Genomic DNA, 20763 nt, shown 5'->3' on the forward strand with positions numbered 1-20763 from the left:
CTGCACCACTCCGCCGGCTACCGCACCGTCGGCGTCCGCGAACGCATCGCCCAACACCACGGCACCTGGCGCGACACCGTCATGCTCGAACGCCGCGCCCCCACCACCCCCGCCTGCTGACCCCTCGAGAGTCCTACGTTCAGAACGCGCGTGTCCTACGTTCAGAACGCGTGAATTCAACGCTCAGAACAGCTCGGCGGCCACGATCGTGGCCGCCGATGTGCGGCTTCGGCCCGGGCGGGTGACACTGGGCGCGACGTGATCCGTCTACAAGGGACGGTCGCATGCCGTTGCGCGCCGAGTCGGGGTTTCCCGAGCTGATCCGGCCCATGCTGGCTTCGTCGGGGCGACCCCCGCCGGGGGCCGGGTGGGCGTTCGAGTTCAAGTGGGACGGTGTCCGGGCGGTCACCTACGTGCGCGGCGGGCGGGTGCGGGCGATGACCCGCAACGACCTGGAGGTGTCCGCGACGTACCCGGAGGTGCGCGCGCTGTGCTCACTTCTGGGTGAGCACGAGGCCGTGCTGGACGGTGAGATCGTCGCTCTGGGTGCACGGAGACAGCCGGACTTCGGCCGGTTGCAGTCCCGGATGCACGTGGCCCGACCGGGTGACGACCTGCTGGCCCGCGTGCCGGTCGTCTACTACGTGTTCGACTTGTTGCACTTGGACGGTCGGTCGTTGCTCGCGGCCCCGTACGCGGAACGGCGGCAGGAGCTGGCGGGACTCGGGCTGGGCGGCCGGGCGGAGGTGCGCGTGCCGCCGTCGTTCACCGAGGTGCACGGCGAGGACGTGCTCGCGGTCGCCGAGGACTACGGGCTCGAAGGCGTGGTCGCGAAACGGGTCACGTCGCGTTACGAGCCGGGACGGCGGTCGACGGCGTGGGTGAAGGTGCCGTTGCTGCGCACGCAGGAGGTGCTGATCGGCGGTTGGCGGCCGGGTGACGGTCGCCGTGCGGGCACGATCGGGTCACTGCTGCTCGGCGTGCGGTGCGACGAGGGGTTGCGCTACGTGGGCAAGGTCGGCACCGGGTTCACCCACTCGGCGTTGCTCGACCTCGAAGAACGGCTGCGACCGTTGGCGCGGGCGGGGTCGCCGTTCGTCGACGCGGTGCCCGCCGAGCACGCCCGCCGCGCGCACTGGGTGCGTCCGGAACTGGTCGGCGAGGTCGAGTACCGGACTTGGACCACCGACGGACGGCTGCGGCACTCGTCGTGGCGCGGGCTGCGGCCGGACAAGGATCCCGAGGACGTCCGGATGCCGTGAATTGTCGGTGCTCCCTGTTAACGTCCGGCCCGATTCGATCTACAGGGGGGCCGACGGGTGGATGACGACGAGAAGGCAGCGCTGTCGACGTTCTTGAACGCGCAGCGCGGGGTCGTGCTGGCGATCCTCGACGGCCTCGACGCGGAGGCGCTGACGAAGGCGGTCCTGCCGTCCGGGTGGACGCCGCTCGCCTTGGTCGAGCACCTCGGTTACTCCGAGCGGCACTGGTTCCAGGAGATGCTCCACGGCCACGCCGACCCGTTACCGTGGCCGGAGGACCCCGAGCCGTTCACCACGCCGCGGGGGCCGGCGGAGGTCTTCGCCTTCTACCGGGACCAGTGCGAGCGGTCGAACGCCATCCTCGCCGCCACACCGCTCGACACGCGCCCGGTGGCACGGCACCCCGACGCGCTCGGCGACGAGACGACCGACCTGCGCCGGATCGTGCTGCACATGATCGAGGAGACCGCGCGCCACGCCGGCCACCTCGACGTGGTGCGCGAACTGCTCGACGGCCGGACGGGCCTGGGGCCGCGCTGACGCGTGGGAACTGCTCGCCGCGGGACAAGTGAGTGCCGCGCCGACCACCGTGCCGGGACCTGCCTGACGACGGGACAAGCCCGTGCTGCGCCGGCTCCGTGCGGGGGCGGAGCGGGAACTGCTCACGGACCGGAAGTTGTTGCCGCGTGGGAAATACTCGCCGGCGGGACAGGGTCGAGCACGTCACCGCCCGGCGCGTCGGATCGTCACCGTCGGCGTGAGCGGGCCCGGCAGGTGCAGCACGGTGGACAGACGGGGGAGGTGGTCGCCTGGTTCGCGGATCCACCGCACCGGGCCGTCCGCGGTCACGCTGGGTGGCAGTGGCAGTGGCAGGTGCCGGCCGCCGTTCACCAGTCGCACGTGCGGCGGCGCACGCCGCTGGGTCGTCCATGGTTCCCCCATCCCTCGGTGACAGTCCTCGACAGAGGTTCGGCGGCGAGGCCGATTCGGTTCGACCACTCGTCCAGGTGACCGGCGGGCGGGTCGGGAAGGCACGGCTTAGCGTGGCCGCCGTGTCGGTGCGGATGAGCGAGTCGATCATCACGCTGGTGCTGTTCGCACTGCTGGTGCCGGTGGCGGTGTTGCCGTGGGTGCACCGGCAGTACCGGCGTCACGGTCGGCTTCGCGGGTGGTCGGCGGTCGTGGCGGCGGCCGGCGCGCTGTACGGGTGCGCGCTGGTGGCGTTCACGCTGTTCCCGCTGCCGGACGTGACGGGGGAGTTCTGCGCGAGCCGGTCGACGCGTGACTACTGGCAGCCCCGGCCGTTCGCGTCGCTGGACGACATCGCCGCCGCCGGCTACTCGCCGACGAGCCCGGCGTTCCTCCAGGTGGCGCTGAACGTGGTCCTGTTCGTGCCGCTGGGTTTCCTGCTGCGCTACCGGTTCCGGCGCGGTGTGGTGGCGGCGACGGCGATGGGGCTGCTGGTGTCGCTCGCGGTGGAGGCGACGCAGGGCACGGCGGTGTTCGGCCTCTACCCGTGCCCGTACCGGATCGCGGACGTGGACGACCTGATGACCAACACGGCGGGCGCGCTCGTCGGGTGGCTGCTCGCGCGGTGGGTCGGTCGGCGGCTGCCCGCGGCCGTGCCGGAGCCCGTGGCCGACACGGGGCCGCCGGGTCTGGCGCGGCGGGGGTTGGCGTTCGCGGGCGACCTGCTCACGTTGTCGCTGGCGCAGTTCGCGTGCCGGGCGGTGCTCGTGCTGGTGGGCGAGGGCACCGGGGCGCACCGGTTGACCGAGGTGGCGGTGTCGGACTGGTTCGGCGCCGCGCTGGGCGTGCTGGTGCCGGTGGTCGCCACGGTCGTCGTGCCGCTGCTGCGCGCCGACCGGGCCACGCCGGGGCAGGTGGCGTTCGCCCTGGCCCTGGTGGACGCGCGCACGGGCGGCACGGCGCCGGCACGGGCGGTGGTGCTGCGGTTCGTCGTGTGGTGGCTGCCGGTCCTGCTGCTGATCTCGACCGGGCACAGCGGCGTCGTGTTCTTCGCCGCCGTCGTGGTCGGCCTGGCGGCCCGCTCACGCGCCGACCGCCGCAGCCTGCCGGGCCTGATCTCGACCACCGACACCACCACCGCGCGTGTCCTACGTTCAGAACGCGCGTGTCCTACGTTCAGGACCCCCGAGTTCAACGCTCGGAACAAGCCGGAGTCCTAAGACGAGCGGCAGGCGGACGGTCGGTCCGCCTGCCAGCCCTACCGACCTCGCGTCACGCGACGGCGGTTCCCTCCAGCTCGACCATCAACTCGGAGATCGCCAGCCGCGTCACCCCGAGCATCGTCGTGGTCGGCGCCACCCCGGCCGCACCCAACCGCCCCGCCAGCACGCCGTAGTGCTGGAACAGCAGGTCGACGTCGGTGGTGTAGACGTTGAGCCGCACCAGGTTGGCGAGCGACATGCCCGCCTCGCCGAGCACGGCCTCCAGGTTGCCGAGGCTCAACGCCAACTGCGCCGCCATGTCACCGGCGTGCTCGGGCTTGCCCTCGCCGCTCATCGCCGTCTGCCCGGAGCAGTACAGGGTCCGGGCCTGCCCGGAGACGATCTCACCCTGGTTGTACCCCAGCTCCACCGACCACGCCCACGGGTTGACCGTCGTACGCTCCACAGCCACAACTGCTCCATTCGTCTTCATCGACAGCACGTCCGTCCATCGGCGCTCGGCAGTCGCCGGTCGTCGACGTCGTGGTGGCAGCCTTCCAACGAATCACGACATCCTGTGTCGTGTATTCCACTAGAGTTTTGGCATGCGCGCCGACCGGTTGGTCTCGCTGGTCCTCATGCTGCGCCAACGCGGTCGGCTCTCCGCGACCGCGCTGGCCCGGGAGCTGGACGTGTCCACGCGGACCGTGCTGCGCGACGTCGAGGCGCTGTCCGCGGCGGGCGTCCCCGTCTACGCCGAACGCGGACGGCACGGCGGCTTCGCGTTGCTGCCCGGTTTCCGGACCGAGCTGACCGGGCTGAACCACGACGAGGCCCTCGCCCTGCTGGTCGCCGGGTCACGGCGGGGCGCGCAGGCGTTCGGCCTCGGCTCGGCGCTCGCCTCCGCCATGCTCAAGGTGGTCGACGCGCTGCCGGAAAGCCACCGGGACACCGCGGCCGGTGTCGCCGAACGACTGCTCATCGACCCGGAGACCGACCTCCTGTCACGTCGCCAGGACGCCGACGAGGTGCCCGACCCCATCGCGGCCGAGGTGCGGCGCGCGGTGTTCGCCGGGCGCAAGCTGCGCATCCGCTACGCGGCGGTGGGGCAGACCCCGAAGTGGCGCACGGTGGACCCGATCGGCCTGGTCACCGTGCGCGACCAGGGCTACCTGCTGGCCACGAGGTCCGGCGCGGACCGCACCTACCGGCTGTCCCGGATCCTGGCCGCCGAGGAGCTCGACGAACCCGCGCAGCGGCCGGACCGGGTCGACCTGGACCGGGCCTGGCAGGAACGCGGCACGCGGTTCCGGGCCGGTGACGACCAGGTCGCCGTGCTGGTGAGGCTGAACCCGCTGCGGCGCGAGGACCTGGTGCGCACCGCCGTGGCCGTCCTCGCCGAGGAAGTCGACGCGGACGGGTGGCTGCGGCTGGAGGTCACCTTCCAGGACCCGCGACACGCCGAGTGGGCGCTGTGGCAGCTCTCCACGAACGCGGAAGCCCTGACGCCCCAGTGGTTGCGCACCGCCCTGCACGACCGCGCCGCCGCGATCACCACCCGCTACGGAACGCCCTCCGCGTACGGCCCCGCCGACGCCTCCGCGAACGGCTCCGCGAACGACCAGGGCCCGTGAGCCGGCAATCGACTCACGGGCCCGTCGGACGCCGTGTCAGAACGCCTGGTTCGCGAAGCCCTTCCGCGCCGCCGCCGACAGGAACGACTGCCACGCCGCGCTGCTGGTGTGCGGGTCACCGGTGGTGCCCAGCCGCGACTTGGCGGTGGTGAACGCGCTCTGCGTCTTCGGACCCCAGATGCCGTCCACCACCAGACCGGAGCTCATGAAGTTGTTGCACAGCGCCTGCACGAACTTCGTGTCGCTCTCCGACCCCGTCACGCACCGCACCGGCAGGCCGCCGAAGTCGGAGTGGATGTGGTCTTCGTGCGCGGCGTTGTACCAACCGTCCAACGCGTACCGGAACCGCCGCCGGCACACCGCGTCCACCGCCAGGTAACGGCGACGCGTCGCCAGCGTGCCGGACGCGTGGTCGCGGTCCAGCGGCGACGACACCTGCCCGCCGCTCCACCGGACGTGGTCGAGGTCCATCGCGGTGCCCGAGCCGTGCTCGCCGGGCTTGTTCACGTAGAACCCCGCCGACACCAGGTACGTGATGCTGCCGTACGCCGACGACAGCGACCGCAGGTCACGGATCCACAGCACCAGGGAGTCGTAGAACGCCTGCGTGGCCTGCCAGTTGCGCAGCGTCGTGTTGCCGCGGCTGGACCGCCAGTAGTAGACGGGCGTGCCGTCGATCCGGCTGAACGTGATCATCGGGTCGCCTCCGCGGTGATCAGCCGGCCGCCGGTGAGCCAGCCGGAACGGGTGCCCGCGACACCCAGCGCCTTCGCGTCCCGCGGCACGGCCGGACTGGTCCGGTCCGCGTCGAGCACGCCGGTGAGCGGGGTGGCGTCGACCACCTCGTTGCCGACCCAGTGCACGCGGCCGTCCACGAAGGCCAGGCCGCGCACCGCGACACCGTCCAGCCGGGGGCGGGTCGCCCAGGTGACGCCGTCGCGCGAGGTGTGCAGGACGGTGCCGGCGACGTCGACGGCCGCCACGACCCACCCGTCCGACGTCGCGGTGACGGCGGTGGCCGACAGGCCGTCGGTCCACTCCAGTCCCCGCACGGGCACGGTGTTCCAGCCCGACGCGGTGCGGCGGGCGGCGATGCGGACCACCGAAGCGCGCTCGTGCTTGAGCACGGAGCCGAACGCCAGGCCGCCGCCGACCGCGGTGAACTCCGAGCGCACGCCGTGCAGGCGGCGTGCCTCGCGCCACGTGACGCCGTCGGTGGATTCCCAGATCGTGGCGATCGGGTCGCCGTTGAGCGCGCCGACCGCGTGGAAGGTGGAGCCGTCACGGGTGACGTCGACCAGGTCCGCGCCGGCGAGGCCGGTGGTGATGCGGACCGAACCGCCTTCGTCGATGACGACCCACTGGCCGTTCTCTTCGGTCAACATGAGAGGGGTGCCGTCGGACGCGAGGAACACGCCCGCGGCTTTGCGGGGATTGTCCGCGGCGCTCGACGCGGGTGCCGCAGCAGCCGCGTGGGCCGTCAGCGTGCTGGTGAGGGCCGCGGTCGCGGCGGCTCCCAGCACGAACGTTCGCCGATCGAGCACGTCAGTCCTTTCGGGGGCAGGGGGAAGTGCTGACGTGGCACAGGGCCGGTTGGAAGTTTTCCAACCCACAAAGTATGGGTGGCCCGGCGTTACGGCAATGGCCCGTTCCGCCCAAACCGTTGACGACCACTACGACGCGGTGCTGCCCGAACCCGGAAACGCGGCCGGCCGGGAAGGGCCGCTGGGGTACGATTCCCGGTGTTCGCGACTGGCGTGCCGAGGGTGGGAACGACCACCGGGGAGCGTTGAGCCGAATCGCACCGCGCGCCTGGGTGCTACGGCAGCGCCCCCGCGCGCGTGGAGGTCGTCATGCACGAACCCGCGATCCCGTCGTTGACCGGAGCAGACCCGGAGGTCGCCCGCCTGGTCCAGGCCGAGGCACGCCGCCAGTTCGAGAAGGTCCGCCTGATCGCCTCGGAGAACTACGTCTCGACCGCCGTCCTCGAAGCCACCGGCTCCGTGCTGACCAACAAGTACTCCGAGGGCTACGCCGGCCGCCGCTACTACGAGGGCCAGCAGATCGTCGACCCGGTCGAGGAGCTGGCCGTCGGCCGGGCCAAGGCTTTGTTCGGCGCCGACCACGCCAACGTCCAGCCCTACTCCGGCTCGCCCGCCAACCTCGCCGTGTACATGGCGTTCCTCGAACCCGGTGACACGGTCATGGGCATGGCACTGCCCGCCGGCGGGCACCTCACCCACGGCTGGGGCGTCTCGGCGACGGGCAAGTGGTTCCGCAGCGTCCAGTACGGCGTGACCAAGGAGACCGGCGTGGTCGACCTGGACCAGGTCCGCGACCTGGCCCGCGCCGAACGCCCCAAGGTGATCTTCTGCGGCGGCACGGCCATCCCGCGCACCATCGACTTCCCCGCGTTCGCCGAGATCGCGAACGAGGTCGGCGCGGTCCTCGCGGCCGACATCGCGCACATCGCGGGCCTGGTCGCGGGAGGCGCCCACCCGTCACCGGTCGGGCACGCCCAGGTGATCACCACGACCACCCACAAGACGCTGCGCGGCCCCCGCGGCGCGATGATCCTCACCGACGCCGAGCACGCGAAGCCGATCGACAAGGCGGTGTTCCCGGGCCTGCAGGGCGGCCCGCACAACCACACCACCGCCGCCATCGCGGTGGCGCTCGGCGAGGCGTCGGAGCCGTCGTTCGGCCTCTACGCGCACGCCGTCGTGCAGAACGCCCGCGCGCTGGCCGCCGCCCTGCTCGACCGGGGCTTCGACCTGGTCTCCGGCGGCACCGACAACCACCTGATCCTGGTCGACCTGACCAGCAAGGGCATCGGCGGCAAGCCCGCCGCCAAGGCACTGGACCGGGCGGGCGTCGAGGCCAACTACAACACCGTCCCGTTCGACCCGCGCAAGCCGTTCGACCCGTCCGGCGTCCGCCTCGGCACGGCCGCCATCACCACCCGCGGCCTCACCGAGGACCACATGCCCCGCATCGCGGAGTGGATCGACCAGGCCGTCCGGGCGGCGGACGACGAGCAGGCGCTCGACCGCATCGCCGCCGAGGTCGCCGAGCTGATGGCGGGCTACCCGATGCCCGGCTGGGCGTAGCGGACCACGTCGGCCAACCGCGCCACGTCCGCCCGGAACGTCTCGTGGCGGACGGTGACGTGGTCGGCGACGTGACCGGTCACCGGCAGCTGGTCGACGGGCAGCACCGCCCCGTCGACCAGCACCGGGATCACCGGCACCGACCGTTCCGCCGCCCGTCGCACCTCGGCGCGCATCAGGTCGGTCGGCGTCCAGCCCGGCCCGACCACGGCGAGCAGCACGTCGCACTCGCCGACGTCGCCCACCACCGACCGGCCGAAGTCGTCCAGCCGGTCCGCGATGCGCCCGGCGAGGTGCACGTCGTGCGGACGCCGGTAGCTCAGGAACAGCCGCGCCGCCCGCCGCCCGGGGGACAGGTCGATCCCGGCCAACGCGGCGAACGCCCGGTCACGCACCTCGGCCGGGTCGACGCCGCACCGGGCCAGCACGTCGAGCGCCACGCCCTCGTCCTCCCCGAGCACGCCCAGCAGCACGTGCTCGGTGCCGACGTGCCGGTGCCCCAACGCCAGCGACTCCCGCACGGACGACGCCAACGCCCGCTTCGCGCCGGGCGTGAACGGCAGGTAACCGGACACGGGCGCGCCACCCCGCCCGGACACCTCCAGCACACGCGCCCGACACCCGGCCAGCGACACCCCGACCGACGCCAGCACCGACGCCGCGGCGCCGCCCTCGCCGATCAGCCCGAGTAACAGGTGCTCCGTGCCGATGGCGGTGTGGGCGAACCCCCGTGCCTCATGGAGGGCCACCACGGAAACCCGGCGCGCGCTCTCGGTGAACCGTTCCAACACCCATTCCTTCGCCACCGTCGACCAGCCCCGACATCGAGCTGTAATCAGTGCATCGCACCGAGTTTCCGGGTGTTACCGGAATTTGTCAGTAGCCGCGCGCCTCGCTTCGGTCATCGCATCGCTCCCGCCGTGGGCGGTCTGGGGGAACATGACCAGCTCCGCGTCCGGCCACGCGTGCGCGAGGTCGAACGGCGTGCCGATCAGATTTCCCAGGTCGAGCACCCCTTGAACGATCACGCCAGGAATACCCGCGAGCTTCCACGCCTCCTCCAGCACGATCCCTTCGGGCAACCACGACCCGTGCGCCCAGTAGTGCGTGACGAGCCGGGCGAACGCCAGCCCCCGCTCCGGAGGGTCGAAGCGCAACCCGCCGGACGCCAACGGCTGCAACGCGTCCTCCCACGTGCACCACTCCTGAGCCGCCCGGTGGTGCACGGCCGGGTCGGGGGAGAGGAGCAGTTCCAGGTACCCGGCGGCCGGATCCCCGGCGGGCACCAGCTCCCGGAACCGGGCGTGCGCCTCCGGGAACATGGGCGCCAACCCCGTCGTCAACAGGTCCGTCTCCGCCCGGCGGCCGGTCGCCACGCCCGCGTGCACCATCTCCGACACCCGGTGCGGGAACCGTTCCGCGTACACGAGGCCGAGCACCGAGCCCCACGACGCGGCGAACACCAGCCACCGGTCGACGCCCAGGTGCTCGCGCAGCTGTTCCATGTCGCCGATCAGGTGATCGGTGGTGTTGGTGGACAGGTCCACGACCGGCCGGCCGGCGTGCGGCGTGCTCCGGCCGCACCCGCGCTGGTCGAACAGCACCACCCGGTACGCCTCCGGGTCGAAGTACCGGCGGGCGTGGGTCGTGCAGCCCGAGCCCGGCCCGCCGTGCAGCACCACGGCCGGTTTCCCGTCCGGGTTGCCGCACACCTCCCAGTACACGTGGTGCCCGTCGCCGACGTCGAGCATGCCGTGGTCGTACGGCTCGATCTCCGGGTACAGCACAGGTCCTCCCTCAGGAATACAACAGTGCTGTTATATTAGTGCTTACGGAACGGTCTGGAACATCGACCGCACGTCCGCGCCGCCGACCCAGAGCCCGATGGCGAACGCCGTCATCGCCTCCAGCAACTCGGCCCGCTCCAGCGGCCCGCCGTCCACTGGCACGCACCCGATCGACCGCACCAGTTCGCGCACGACGTCCAGCGCCTCGGCCGAGTCACCGCACAGCGGCACCCCGAGCGGCTTTCCCTCGAACGTCAACGACGGACGCCGCCACACGTCCACGTGGCACAGGTTGAACGCCTTCACCACGTGCGCCTTCGAGGCGGACGCGAGCCGTGCGGCGGCACGCGGCTCGTCCAGCACGTACCGGCCGGGCACCACGGAGTTGGTGCAGTCGACCACCACCCGCCCCGGCGCGTGCCCGAGCACCTCCGCCGCCACCGCCGCCGGCACCGCGAGCAGCACCGCGTCCCCGAACGCCACCGCGTCCGCGGGCGACCCGGCGACGGCCCCGATCCTCGCCGCCAACTCCTTCGAACGCTCCGGCGAACGCCCGCCGATCACCACCTCGTGCCCCGCCTCGACCCACCGGCCACCCAGCGACTCGGCCATCCCGCCCGACCCCAGCACACCGATCCGCACGTTCTCTCCTTCACTCGAAGTGATTGGCTGGCACCGACGTTAGAGAGCGCGATGGACACCAAATGGTGTCCACGACACAGGGGGTCGCCCGTGAACTTCCTCGCCGACTGCCGCGCCAGGCAGGCGTTCGACCTGCTGGGCAACACCTGGAACCCGGTGGTGCTGCTCGCGCTGCGGGACGGTCCGCGCCGGCCCGTCGAGCTGCGGCGCGTGATCGGCGGCATCCGGCCGAAGGTGCTCACCGAGACCGTGCGCCGGTTGGAGGGCGCCGGGCTGGTGGTCCGCACCGCGTCGCGGGACCGTGTCGAGTACGGGCTCACCGAGGTCGGGCGCAGCCTGCTCGTGCCGCTCGAGGCGTTGGGCCGGTGGGTGGACGAGTGGGGTGACGAGGTCAGGGTCGACGGGCGTGAGGGACGTGAGGGGCTTGACGGCTGAAGCAAAACGGTGTTTTATAACGTTGTTGTGTAACACTGTTTTGGTGGAGGTGGGTCGTGATGGGCGTGCAGGCCGGGTTCGAGACCCTCGACCGGGAAGTCGTCGTCGACTTGGAGGTGCGCGGCGAACTGCCGCACTGGCTGGCGGGCACGTTGGTGCGCAACGGCCCCGCCAGGTTCGAGACGGACAAGGGGTCGTTCCGCCACTGGTTCGACGGTCTGGCGATGCTGCACCGCTTCGGCTTCGCCGACGGCGCCGTCACCTACCGCAACAAGTACCTGGAGACGCCCAGCTTCCGCGCGGCGCGCGACGACGGCCACATCGCGTTCGGCGAGTTCGCGACGGACCCGTGCCGCACGATCTTCAGCCGCTTCTTCACCCACCCGAGGCTGCGCAACACGTCGAACGCCAACGTGAACGTGGTGTCCGACGGCGACCGCGACTTCGCGCTCACCGAGACGCCCATCGCGGTGGAGTTCGACCGCGAGACGCTGGCCACCGTCGGCCTCACCGACCACCACGACGGGATCGACGGCCACGTCACCACCGCGCACCCGCACCGCGCGCCGCTCACCGGCGACCTGGTCAACTACGCGCTGAAGTTCGGCAGGCGCAGCGTCTACCGGATCTACCGGCAACGCGGCCAGGTCAAGGAACTGCTCGCGAGCATGCCCACCGACCGACCCGGCTACATGCACAGCTTCGCCGTCACCGAACGGCACGTGGTCCTGGCCGTGTTCCCGCTCGTGGTGAACCCGTTGTCGTTGCTGCTGCGCGCCAAGCCGTTCATCGAGAACTACCGGTGGCGGCCGGAACTCGGGACCCGGTTCGTGGTGTTCGACCAGCGGGACGGCTCGGTGGTCGCCGACGAGCGCACCGACGCGTTCTTCGCGTTCCACCACATCAACGCTTACGACGAGGACGGGCGCGTCGTCGTCGACATCGCCGCGTACCCGGACTCGACCGTGGTCGACGCGCTGTACCTCGACAGGGTGCGCGGTGACGCGGAGTTGCCGCTGTCGTTCCCGACGCGGTACGAGGTCGACCTCTCAGGTGGCGGCATCCGGTCGCGGCGGCTCGCGTCGGACACGTTGGAGCTGCCGCGAATCGCCTACGGATCGCACAACGGCCGTGATTACCGGTACGCCTACGGGGTCGGCGCGCGCGACAACGGCACGCGCGACTTCCTCAACCAGCTGGTCAAGGTGGACGTCCACAGTGGACAGGTCAAGCTGTGGCACGAGCCCGGCCGCTACCCGGGGGAACCGGTGTTCGTGCCCGCGCCAGGGGCCCGGTCGGAGGACGACGGCGTGCTGCTGTCCGTGGTGCTCGACGCCGGGGCCGGGCGGTCCGGCTTGCTGGTGCTCGACGCGGCCACGTTCACGGAGATCGCGCGGGCCGACGTGCCGCACGCCATCCCGTTCGGCTTCCACGGCCAGTTCACGTCACGCTGATTCCGGTCGCGGCTCACGCCGTCATGATCAGGTCGCCGTGATCAGGTCGCCGTGATCAGGTCGCCGTGATGGGGTCGCCGTGATCAGGTCGCGTCGATCGTGAGCACGCACCCGTCGGGGTCGACGGTGGGCACGTCCGGCTCGTCGAACCAGTGGCCGCCGTCGCCGAGGTAGCGGAACCGGTGCGTGCCGGGGGAGAGGATCACGGTCACCGTGCGCGTGCCGTCGCGGCGGGGCACCAGCTCGTGCACGCCGGGGGTCCAGTCGTTGAACGTGCCGACCACGCTCACCGGCCCGCGCGGCTGGTCGAGGGGCAGTGAGAAGGTCACGCGGCGCTTCGGGCCGAACAGGCGAGTGCTGCGGAGCATCGTTCTCCCTCGCGAGTCGATCTTGCCATGCCTTCGGGGACCTCAGCGTCGCGGTGCGGTGGTCCCGTTTCAAGCCGGCGCGCCTGTTCGAAGTGGACGGTCACCCATCGGTGTGACGTCAACCCGACGGCGGACACACCGCTCCGCCGCATGGCGAGGCTTGACCGTTGGGGAGCTTGGCATTGTGCGCCCTGCGGACCGCCCGCGCCGCCAACGCCACCAATCCCCAATCCACCCTGCTCCAGTGGCGGCCACCACTCCGACCAGGCACAATGGACCAACTCACCACACCACCGCAGACGCCGTACCAACCTCGAAGATCACGCTAACGGGCGAATGAAGTGTCAATGGGCAACTTTTCGAGCCGGAGCCGCGTTGCCGGGAAAGAAGGAGGCGGCACGGCGCGGCGGACCAGTGTGCACGGCGGGGCGAGCGGGTGAGGTGAGTCGGTGGCGGTTCAGTCGGTGAGCTGGCGAGGCGGCGCGGCGAGCCGAGTCGGCGGCGAATCGGCCCGCGGGCCTGCGAGGCGGGTTGGCGGCCGAACGAGCGGGCGGACGGCGTGGCTCGCCAGCGCGAGAGGTGGGGCGACGTGGCTGGCGAGCGCGAGGGGATGGGCGAGGTGGCTCGGCGGGCGAACGGGGGTCAGGCGCACCCATCCGCGCCTGACCGGGCCCGCCGCCGACAGCTGCGCGACGAGTACAAGCGTGCCGAGCGCGAGGCTCGAGCGGCGTCGCTGCCGATGAGCCGGGAGCAACTCGAGGCGCTCGTCGAGTTCGTGGACGCGCTCGTGATCTCGGACGGCTGCGACCACACCCTCCGTCACACCCGGTCGTGGGTGGATGGGCAGGGAGGTCTCGAATGGGGTGCGGTCGCCGGTGGGTTGGCTGAGTTCGGTGGCTACTGCGATTGCGAAGTGGTCATGAACTGCGACCCGGTGGATGTGTTCGGGTAGATCGATCGACCTCGCGCCGCGGGTGCCGAGCGAGGCGCCGAACGTGCGTCTGGCCCGCTCTGCGTTGGCGGACTTGTGGTCGGCGGAACCCCAGGCCTGGACCCGGCCTTGGGCCGGGGATTCGCGGATCTGGAGATGCGGACGGTGCCGTGGGTGCGCAGTGTCCGTGTGATGTGCGAAGTGTGAGAGGAAAGGGGAGTGTTCACTCCTTTCCACTTTCAATTTATAGCGCACAGGGGGGCTTGCGGCAAGACCCCGGGGTTGCCGCAGAATCGCACGCCGTAGCGACAAGCTGCGGAAATGGGGGGGTGTGAAATGGGGCCGTGGGGTCGAGGTGTCGGTTGGGGTGCGGTGTGGTGGGTGCGGGGAGTGGGGTCGGGGACGGGAGCGGGGTGGTGGGGAGAGCGGGATCACAAATGGTGCACGGTCTGCAAAGTTGCAGTTAGTGCAGGTTTTTACTTACCCTGATCAAGTGACCACGCAGGCGGCCGAGGGGCTTCGTGACCGCAAGAAGCGGCAGACTCGCGCGGCGCTGGGGCGGGCGGCCGTTCGACTGGTCGCGGAGCACGGGCTCGACCACGTGACCGTCGAGGACATCAGTGCCGCCGCCGACGTCTCACCTCGCACGTTCTTCAACTACTTCGGCAGCAAGGAAGACGCCGTCCTCGGTCCCGACCCGGACGCCGGCCCCCGCATCCGCGCCCGTGTGCTCGCCCAACCACCGAACCTGTCCGCGGCCGCGGCGGTGCGGGAGGCGTTGTCGGCGGAGGTCGCGGCGGAGTTGGCGGACGACCGCGAACTCTGGTCGCAGCGGATGCGCGTGGTCCAGCAGCACCCCGTGCTGTTGGCCAGGTTGTTCTCCGGTGGGGAAGCCCTGGAACGCGAACTGGTCGCCGGCATCGCCGAACGGGTCGGCCTGCCCGCCGACGACACCTACCCGCTGCTGCTCGGCGCGGCGACGGGTGCGGCGTTCCGGGTGGCGGTGGCCCGCTGGGCGAGCACCGCGGCGCCGCTGCACGAACTGCTCGCCGAGACGCTCGACCTGATCGCCGCGGGGCTCGCCGACCCGCCCCGGCGCAGCTGAACGGCAGCCAAGGCGGCCAAACAGCCAAGGCAGCCAGAACCACGCACCACCGCGTCACAGTCAAAGACACCAAACTGGGGGATCCGATGTCCACCGAAACCGGCACGACTTCGCGCCGGGACGTCATGCAAGCGATGTCCGGCCTGATGCTGGGCATGTTCATGGCCATCCTGGCCTCGACCATCGTGTCGAACGCGCTGCCGCGCATCATCGCGGACCTGCACGGTTCGCAGTCCGTCTACACCTGGGTCGTCACGACCGAACTGCTGGCCATGACGGCGACCGTGCCGCTGTGGGGCAAGCTCGCCGACCTCTACAGCCGCAAGCTGCTGATCCAGCTCTCGCTCGGCCTGTTCGTGGTGGGCTCGCTCATCGCGGGCTTCTCCCCGAACGTCGAGGTGCTCATCGCGAGCCGCATCGTGCAGGGCCTCGGCGCGGGCGGCATGACGGCGTTGGCCACGATCGTGATGGCGGCGATGATCCCGCCGCGGGAGATGGGTCGCTACGCGGGCATCTTCGGCGCGGTGTTCGGCGTCGGCACGGTCGCCGGCCCGCTCATCGGCGGTGTCATGGTCGACACCTCGTGGCTGGGTTGGCGCTGGTGCTTCTTCATCGGCGTCCCGTTCACCCTCGCCTCGATCTTCCTGCTCCAGCGCACGCTGCACCTGCCGATCGTGCGCAAGGAAGTCAAGATCGACTACCTGGGCGCGGTGCTGATCGTCGGCGGTGTCTCGACGCTGCTGGTGTGGTCGACGCTGGCGGGCCACCAGTTCGAGTGGGCCTCGGCGTGGACCGCGCTGCTCGTCACGGTCGGCGTGGTGCTGCTCGGGCTGGCCGTGTGGGTGGAGTCGCGGGCGGTCGACCCGATCGTGCCGCTGACGATCTTCTCCAACCGCACGGTGGCGCTGACGACGCTGGCCAGCGCGCTGGTCGGCGTGGCGATGTTCGGCGGCACGGTGTTCCTGTCGCAGTACTTCCAGATCGGCATGGGCAAGTCGCCGACGCAAGCCGGCCTGATGAGCCTGCCGATGATCTTCGGCCTGCTGGTGTCGTCGACCGTCGCCGGTCAGCTGATCACCAAGTGGGGCAAGTGGAAGGCGTTCCTGGTCGCCGGTGGCGTGATCATGGTCGGCGGGATGCTGCTGCTGGCCACGATCGACGCGAACACCAGCGTGTTCGTGGTCAGCGTGCACATGGCCGTGCTGGGCATCGGCGTCGGCATGCTCATGCAGAACCTGGTGCTGGCCGCGCAGAACGACGTGCCCGCGCGCGACCTCGGCGCCACCACCTCGACCCTCACGTTCTTCCGCAGCCTCGGCGGCGCGATCGGCGTGAGCGCGTTGGGCGCGGTGCTGGCGAACCGGGTGACCGCGTTGAGCGAGGAGAAGTTCGGCCCGGCGCCCGCCGGCGGCGAGGCCACGGTGCCCGACCTGTCGCTGCTGCCCGAGCCGGTGCGGGTGATCGTGCGCGAGATCTACGCCACGGCCACCGCGGAGCTGTTCCTGATCGGCGCGCCGATCGCGGTGTTGGCGCTGGTGGCGGTGCTGTTCATCAAGGAGAAGCCGCTCAAGACGCTCAGCGGTGACGAGCGGCTGGCGGCGGAGATGGCCTCGGGTCACTGACACCGGGAAAGCACAGCGCTGAAAGACACGGTGTCGCACTTGTCCGGCTCGCGGTCGGACAAGTGCGACACTTTCGCGCGTGTCAGGACTGCGCGAACGCAAGAAGCTCGCCACCCGGACGGCGCTGGCCGACGCCGCCCTGCGGCTGTGCGTGGAGCACGGCCTCGACGGGGTGACCGTCGAACAGGTGGCCAACGAGGCGGGCGTCTCGCTGCGCACGTTCTTCAACTACTTCTCCTCCAAGGAGGAGGCCGTGGTCGCGGGTGACGTCGCCACGGCCGCCGCGTTCGTCCACGCCTTCGCGGCCCGGCCCGAGGACGAGCCGGTGCTGCGCGCGTTGCGGGCGGCCCTGGTCGACGTCGTGCCCGACCGGATCGACCCGGAACGGGTGGCGCAGCTGCGCGCGTTGCGCCGCACCCCCGCCCTGCTGCCGCACCAGATCGCCGCGTTCGCCGTGCAGGAACGGGAACTCGCCGCCGCCGTCGCCGCACGGGTGGGCGTCGACCCGGCCACCGACCTCTACCCGGCGATGTTCGCGGCCACCGTGATGGCGACCCTGCGGGTGGTCGTCGGCTGGTGGCTGGACGCCGCCGAACGACCCGAGCTGTCCGACCTGATCGGCGTGATGATCGACCGGCTGGACGTGGGTTTCTCCGCCGTGCGCCCGGACTAGGCGTCCCAGGTGACGGGGAGCGCGTGCACGCCGTAGACGAGCATGTCGTCGCGCATCGGCACCTCCGCCGCGGGCACGGCCAGGCGCAGTCCGGGCAGCCTGCTCAGCAGCCCGGTGAACCCGGCGGTCATCTCCACCCGTGCCAGCTGCTGGCCGAGGCACTGGTGCACGCCGTGCCCGAACGCGAGGTGCGGTCCGCGCGGGCGGGTCACGTCCAGCACGTCCGGCCGCGGGTACTGGTACGGGTCGCGGTTGCCCGCGGGCACGGAGACCAGCACCGTCGAGTCGGCCGGGACGACCTCGCCCGCGATCTCCACCTCCGCCAGCGTGGTGCGGACGACTCCGAGGTGGACGATCGACAGGTAGCGCAGCAGCTCCTCGACCGCGCCGCCGATCAACGACGGGTCGTCGTGCAGGGCGGCGAGCTGCTCGGGGTGCTCCAGCAGCGCGAACGTGCCCAGCGCCAGCATGTTGGCGGTCGTCTCGTGGCCCGCGACCAGCAGCAGGTTCGCCATGCCGATCAGCTCGTCGTCGGTGAGCGTCGGGTCGGCCTCGATCAGGCCGGACAGCATGTCGTCGGTCGGCTTGGCGCGCTTGCTCCGCACGAGGCCGTGCATGAAGGCACGCAGCTCGTCGGCGAGGCGCATCATCTCGGCCACGGGCACGTCCAGGCGCAGCAGCTGCCCGGTGCGCTCCTGGAACTCGCCGCGGTCGGCGTACTCGACGCCGAGCAGCTCGCAGATCACCAGTGACGGCACCGGCAGCGCGAAAGCCCGCACGAGGTCCGCGCCCGGTCCGGCGGCGATCATCGCGTCGAGGTGGTCGCTGACGATCCGCTGGATGCGCGGTTCGAGCTGACGCATCCGGCGCACGGTGAACTGGCCGGTGAGGAGCTTGCGGTACCGGGTGTGCTCGGGCGGGTCCATGGTGATGAAGCTGCCGGCCCTCGCCCGTTCGTCGGTCAGCCGGGCGCGGATCGGCTGGGGCAGCTTCTCCAGCACGCGGCGGCTGCGGAACCGGTCCGAGCTCAGCCGCGGGTCGCCGAGCAGGGTCCGGGCCAGTTCGTGGCTGGTGACGATCCACACCGGATCGCCGTCGAGCATGGTCATCCGGTGCACCGGCCCCTGCTCGCCGAGGCGGGTCAGGGCGCTCGGCGGGTCGAACGGGCCGGCGTCGCGCCGGGTGAACTCGGGCGGCAGGGGCACGGTCGGCCGGCCGGTGGAGGGGCGTTTCTCCTGGGAAGCGGTGGTCATCGACGGTCCGTTCCCGACCCGGCGTGACCGGGCCGCTGCTCGGTGTAGTGGGTGACTCACGGTACCAAAACGTGCACTGTGTGCAGCTTTTTCGCTGTAACTCACTGCACAACGAGAAAACTTGCACGACGTGCAAGATTGAGTGATAGTTGTATGCGGCAAGCAATGCGAGGAGACAGGGGGGCGGCATGGACGCCGTCGCGCGGCAGCTGGAAGACCGGGTGCGTGACCTGCTGAGGGTCGTGCGGATGGTCAGGCAGCGACACCACGCGCTGCCTCCCGGTCTGATCGGCACGCTCGGCCTGATCGACCGCGCCGCCGCGAACCCCGCGGGCACGAGCGGGTGCCACGCCAAGGAGTTGGCCACCAGCGCCGGGCTCGACCCGTCCACGGTGAGCCGGGCGGTGGCCGCGCTGGTCGCCAACGGCCTGGTCGAACGACGCGCCGATCCCGCCGACGGCCGCGCCAGCATCCTCGTGGTGACCGAACGCGGCCACGCCGAACTGGCCGACGCCCGCGACTGGTACGACCGGCTGCTGGGCCGCGCGCTCGCCGACTGGAGCCCTGAAGAGGTCGAGGCGCTGACCCGAGCCCTGGGGCGCCTGACCACCGACGTCGAAGGAGCCCTCGGCTCCACCTTGGAGGCCGCGCGATGAGCGCACCCGCCACCACCACCGGCACGATGAGCCACCGGCAAGTGCTGGAGGCCCTGAGCGGACTGCTGCTGGTGCTGTTCGTCGCGATGCTCAGCGGCACCGTGGTCTCGACAGCGTTGCCGCAGATCATCGGCGCGCTCAACGGCTCGCAGACCCAGTACACCTGGGTGGTCACCGCGACCCTGCTGACCGCGACCGCCACCACGCCCGTCTGGGGCAAGCTCGCGGACCTGTTCGACAAGAAGACCCTGGTCCAGGTCGCGATCGTGATCTTCGTGGTCGGCTCGGTGGTCAGCGGCTTCGCGCAGAGCGCGGGCCAGCTCATCGCGGCACGCGCGTTCCAGGGCATCGGCGTCGGCGGTCTGCAGGCGTTGGTGCAGGTGGTGATCGCGGCGATGATCCCGCCACGCGAACGCGGCCGGTACAACGGCTACCTCGGCGGCGTGATGGCGCTGGCCACGGTCGGCGGACCGCTGCTCGGCGGCCTCATCGTGGACACCCCGTGGCTGGGCTGGCGCTGGTGCTTCTTCATCGGCGTGCCGGTCGCGGTGATCGCGTTGTTCGTGCTCCAGGCCACGTTGAAGGTGAAGACGGTCCGGCGGGACGACGTGCGCATCGACTACTGGGGCGCGAGCCTGATCGCGCTCGGCGTGAGCGTGCTGCTGGTGTGGATCTCGTTCGTGGACGGCTCGTTCGGATGGCTGTCGTGGCAGAGCTTCACGATGGTCGGCGCGTCGGTGGCGCTGCTCGGCGCGGCCATCGCGGTGGAGGCCCGTGCCGCGGAACCGGTGGTGCCGCTGGGGATCGTCAAGCAGCGCACGACGGCGTTGGCCATCCTCGCGAGCGTGGCGGTGGGCATGGCGATGTTCGGCGGCGCGGTGTTCCTCGGCCAGTACTTCCAGATCGGCCGCGGCTACAGCCCGACCGAGGCCGGCCTGCTGACCATCCCGATGATGGTGGGCGTGCTGGGCGCGTCCATCGTGTCCGGGCGGCTGATCACCAAGACCGGCCGGATCAAGCCGTACATCGTGGCGGGCGCGGCCACGCTGGTGCTCGGGTTCCTGGCGCTGGGCCAGATCGACCACGACACGTCGCTGGTGCTGGTCGGCGGCGCGATGCTGCTCGTGGGCGTCGGTGTCGGCCTGAGCATGCAGAACCTGGTGCTCGCGGTGCAGAACACGGTGCCGTTGAAGGACATCGGCTCGGCCAGCTCCACCATCGCGTTCTTCCGGTCGCTCGGCGGCACGATCGGCGTGTCGGTGCTCGGCGCGGTGCTGGCGCGCCGGGTGGAGGAGCACATCACCCGCGACCTGACCGCGGCGGGCATCCCCGCGGGCGGCGCGGGCGGCGGCAACCTCAACCTGAACGTGCTGCCGGACGCGGTGCAGCACATCGTCCGCAACGCGTACGGCGACGCCACCGGCCACATCTTCCTGATCTCGTCGGCCATCGCGGTGATCGGCGTGGTCGCGGCCCTGCTGCTCAAGCCGATCACGTTGCGCACCAGCCTCGACCTGGCCGAGGAGAAGCCCAAAGTCGACGCCTGACGGGCGGGAGTTGGCGAGAACCCGTCGAGGTGTGGCACTCCGGCCACTGCCGCGCCGGCCGAGGTGCTCCTAACGTCCAGGGCGCAACGATCACCTGCGACGACAAGGACCGC

22 protein-coding genes, 1 pseudogene and 1 riboswitch are annotated in these 20763 nt (G+C 71.1%); of the genes and pseudogenes, 14 read left to right on the forward strand and 9 right to left on the reverse strand.

Going from position 1 to position 20763, the window contains the following annotated elements; all coding sequences use genetic code 11:
* From ADK67_RS52415 to ADK67_RS11070, 3 genes and pseudogenes are all read left to right on the forward strand, one after another.
* Nucleotides 1–120 (forward strand): annotated as a pseudogene (locus tag ADK67_RS52415) (ArsR family transcriptional regulator); the annotation flags it as partial.
* A 164-nt stretch (nt 121–284) separates the two neighbouring features.
* Nucleotides 285–1262, forward strand: coding sequence for a non-homologous end-joining DNA ligase (ligD, locus tag ADK67_RS11065; protein WP_231648124.1), 978 nt, complete (start codon nt 285–287; stop codon nt 1260–1262).
* A gap of 57 nt (nt 1263–1319) precedes the next feature.
* Nucleotides 1320–1802, forward strand: a complete 483-nt coding sequence (locus ADK67_RS11070) for a DinB family protein (RefSeq protein ID WP_053716315.1) — start codon at nt 1320–1322, stop codon at nt 1800–1802.
* Nucleotides 1803–1985: 183 nt separating this feature from the next.
* Here the strand turns inward: ADK67_RS11070 and ADK67_RS50690 are convergent, their stop codons facing one another.
* Nucleotides 1986–2204 (reverse strand): hypothetical protein, encoded by a 219-nt coding sequence (locus ADK67_RS50690; RefSeq protein WP_157620125.1) that lies wholly within the window; start codon nt 2202–2204, stop codon nt 1986–1988.
* A gap of 110 nt (nt 2205–2314) precedes the next feature.
* On the opposite strand from ADK67_RS50690, the gene ADK67_RS11075 reads away from it, so the two are divergent.
* Nucleotides 2315–3451 carry a VanZ family protein gene (locus ADK67_RS11075; RefSeq protein WP_197289391.1) on the forward strand — a complete coding sequence of 379 codons (1137 nt, stop codon included), beginning with the start codon at nt 2315–2317 and terminating at the stop codon, nt 3449–3451.
* 52 nt (nt 3452–3503) lie between these two features.
* Here the strand turns inward: ADK67_RS11075 and ADK67_RS11080 are convergent, their stop codons facing one another.
* A complete protein-coding gene (locus ADK67_RS11080; RefSeq protein ID WP_197289403.1) occupies nt 3504–3899 on the reverse strand; it encodes a RidA family protein in 396 nt (131 codons plus the stop codon).
* Nucleotides 3900–4038: 139 nt separating this feature from the next.
* Here ADK67_RS11080 and ADK67_RS11085 point away from each other — a divergent pair, with 139 nt between their 5' ends.
* Nucleotides 4039–5067, forward strand: a complete 1029-nt coding sequence (locus ADK67_RS11085) for a helix-turn-helix transcriptional regulator (protein WP_053716318.1) — start codon at nt 4039–4041, stop codon at nt 5065–5067.
* A 36-nt stretch (nt 5068–5103) separates the two neighbouring features.
* Here ADK67_RS11085 and ADK67_RS11090 read toward each other — a convergent pair whose 3' ends face one another.
* Together ADK67_RS11090 and ADK67_RS11095 are read right to left on the reverse strand one after the other, a co-directional pair.
* Nucleotides 5104–5763, reverse strand: coding sequence for an extensin family protein (locus ADK67_RS11090; RefSeq protein WP_053716319.1), 660 nt, complete (start codon nt 5761–5763; stop codon nt 5104–5106).
* Nucleotides 5760–6611: a hypothetical protein gene (locus ADK67_RS11095; protein WP_053716320.1), complete on the reverse strand. Its 852-nt coding sequence runs from the start codon at nt 6609–6611 to the stop codon at nt 5760–5762. Before ADK67_RS11095 ends, ADK67_RS11090 begins: the two co-directional genes overlap by 4 nt.
* A 194-nt stretch (nt 6612–6805) precedes the next feature.
* Nucleotides 6806–6892, forward strand: a riboswitch (ZMP/ZTP riboswitch).
* A 28-nt stretch (nt 6893–6920) separates the two neighbouring features.
* Here ADK67_RS11095 and glyA point away from each other — a divergent pair.
* Nucleotides 6921–8177 (forward strand): serine hydroxymethyltransferase, encoded by a 1257-nt coding sequence (gene glyA / locus ADK67_RS11100; protein WP_053716321.1) that lies wholly within the window; start codon nt 6921–6923, stop codon nt 8175–8177.
* Here the strand turns inward: glyA and ADK67_RS11105 are convergent.
* The 3 genes from ADK67_RS11105 to ADK67_RS11115 form a co-directional block, all read right to left on the reverse strand.
* Nucleotides 8153–8965, reverse strand: a complete 813-nt coding sequence (locus ADK67_RS11105; RefSeq protein WP_157620127.1) for a Clp protease N-terminal domain-containing protein — start codon at nt 8963–8965, stop codon at nt 8153–8155. The two genes, glyA and ADK67_RS11105, sit on opposite strands and share 25 nt — an antisense overlap.
* A gap of 75 nt (nt 8966–9040) precedes the next feature.
* Entirely contained in the window at nt 9041–9964 is a 924-nt protein-coding gene (gene pip / locus ADK67_RS11110) for a prolyl aminopeptidase (protein ID WP_053716323.1), read from the reverse strand.
* Nucleotides 9965–10006: 42 nt separating this feature from the next.
* Entirely contained in the window at nt 10007–10606 is a 600-nt protein-coding gene (locus tag ADK67_RS11115) for an NADPH-dependent F420 reductase (protein ID WP_053716324.1), read from the reverse strand.
* 90 nt (nt 10607–10696) lie between these two features.
* Here ADK67_RS11115 and ADK67_RS11120 point away from each other — a divergent pair, with 90 nt between their 5' ends.
* Nucleotides 10697–11041, forward strand: coding sequence for a winged helix-turn-helix transcriptional regulator (locus ADK67_RS11120; RefSeq protein WP_053716325.1), 345 nt, complete (start codon nt 10697–10699; stop codon nt 11039–11041).
* A 59-nt stretch (nt 11042–11100) separates the two neighbouring features.
* Entirely contained in the window at nt 11101–12495 is a 1395-nt protein-coding gene (locus ADK67_RS11125; protein WP_053716326.1) for a carotenoid oxygenase family protein, read from the forward strand.
* A gap of 83 nt (nt 12496–12578) precedes the next feature.
* Here the strand turns inward: ADK67_RS11125 and ADK67_RS11130 are convergent, their stop codons facing one another.
* Nucleotides 12579–12863 (reverse strand): isoamylase early set domain-containing protein, encoded by a 285-nt coding sequence (locus ADK67_RS11130; RefSeq protein ID WP_053716327.1) that lies wholly within the window; start codon nt 12861–12863, stop codon nt 12579–12581.
* Between the two features lie 589 nt (nt 12864–13452).
* On the opposite strand from ADK67_RS11130, the gene ADK67_RS11135 reads away from it, so the two are divergent.
* The 4 genes from ADK67_RS11135 to ADK67_RS11150 all read left to right on the forward strand — a co-directional run bounded on the left by ADK67_RS11135 (nt 13453) and on the right by ADK67_RS11150 (nt 17194).
* Entirely contained in the window at nt 13453–13815 is a 363-nt protein-coding gene (locus tag ADK67_RS11135; protein WP_231648125.1) for a DUF2695 domain-containing protein, read from the forward strand.
* A 472-nt stretch (nt 13816–14287) separates the two neighbouring features.
* Nucleotides 14288–14899 carry a TetR/AcrR family transcriptional regulator gene (locus tag ADK67_RS11140; protein WP_053716328.1) on the forward strand — a complete coding sequence of 204 codons (612 nt, stop codon included), beginning with the start codon at nt 14288–14290 and terminating at the stop codon, nt 14897–14899.
* Between the two features lie 86 nt (nt 14900–14985).
* Nucleotides 14986–16521 carry an MDR family MFS transporter gene (locus ADK67_RS11145; RefSeq protein ID WP_053716329.1) on the forward strand — a complete coding sequence of 512 codons (1536 nt, stop codon included), beginning with the start codon at nt 14986–14988 and terminating at the stop codon, nt 16519–16521.
* A 79-nt stretch (nt 16522–16600) separates the two neighbouring features.
* Nucleotides 16601–17194: a TetR/AcrR family transcriptional regulator gene (locus tag ADK67_RS11150; RefSeq protein ID WP_053716330.1), complete on the forward strand. Its 594-nt coding sequence runs from the start codon at nt 16601–16603 to the stop codon at nt 17192–17194.
* Here ADK67_RS11150 and ADK67_RS11155 read toward each other — a convergent pair.
* Nucleotides 17191–18447: a cytochrome P450 gene (locus ADK67_RS11155; protein WP_053716331.1), complete on the reverse strand. Its 1257-nt coding sequence runs from the start codon at nt 18445–18447 to the stop codon at nt 17191–17193. The genes ADK67_RS11150 and ADK67_RS11155 overlap by 4 nt on opposite strands.
* 188 nt (nt 18448–18635) lie before the next feature.
* Here ADK67_RS11155 and ADK67_RS11160 point away from each other — a divergent pair, with 188 nt between their 5' ends.
* Nucleotides 18636–19103 (forward strand): MarR family winged helix-turn-helix transcriptional regulator, encoded by a 468-nt coding sequence (locus ADK67_RS11160; RefSeq protein WP_053716332.1) that lies wholly within the window; start codon nt 18636–18638, stop codon nt 19101–19103.
* A complete protein-coding gene (locus ADK67_RS11165) occupies nt 19100–20650 on the forward strand; it encodes an MDR family MFS transporter (protein WP_053716333.1) in 1551 nt (516 codons plus the stop codon). The genes ADK67_RS11160 and ADK67_RS11165 overlap by 4 nt, the downstream gene beginning before the upstream one ends.
* Nucleotides 20651–20763 lie beyond the last annotated feature (113 nt).

It is taken from the genome of Saccharothrix sp. NRRL B-16348, from assembly GCF_001280085.1.
Classification (GTDB): Bacteria; Actinomycetota; Actinomycetes; order Mycobacteriales; family Pseudonocardiaceae; genus Actinosynnema.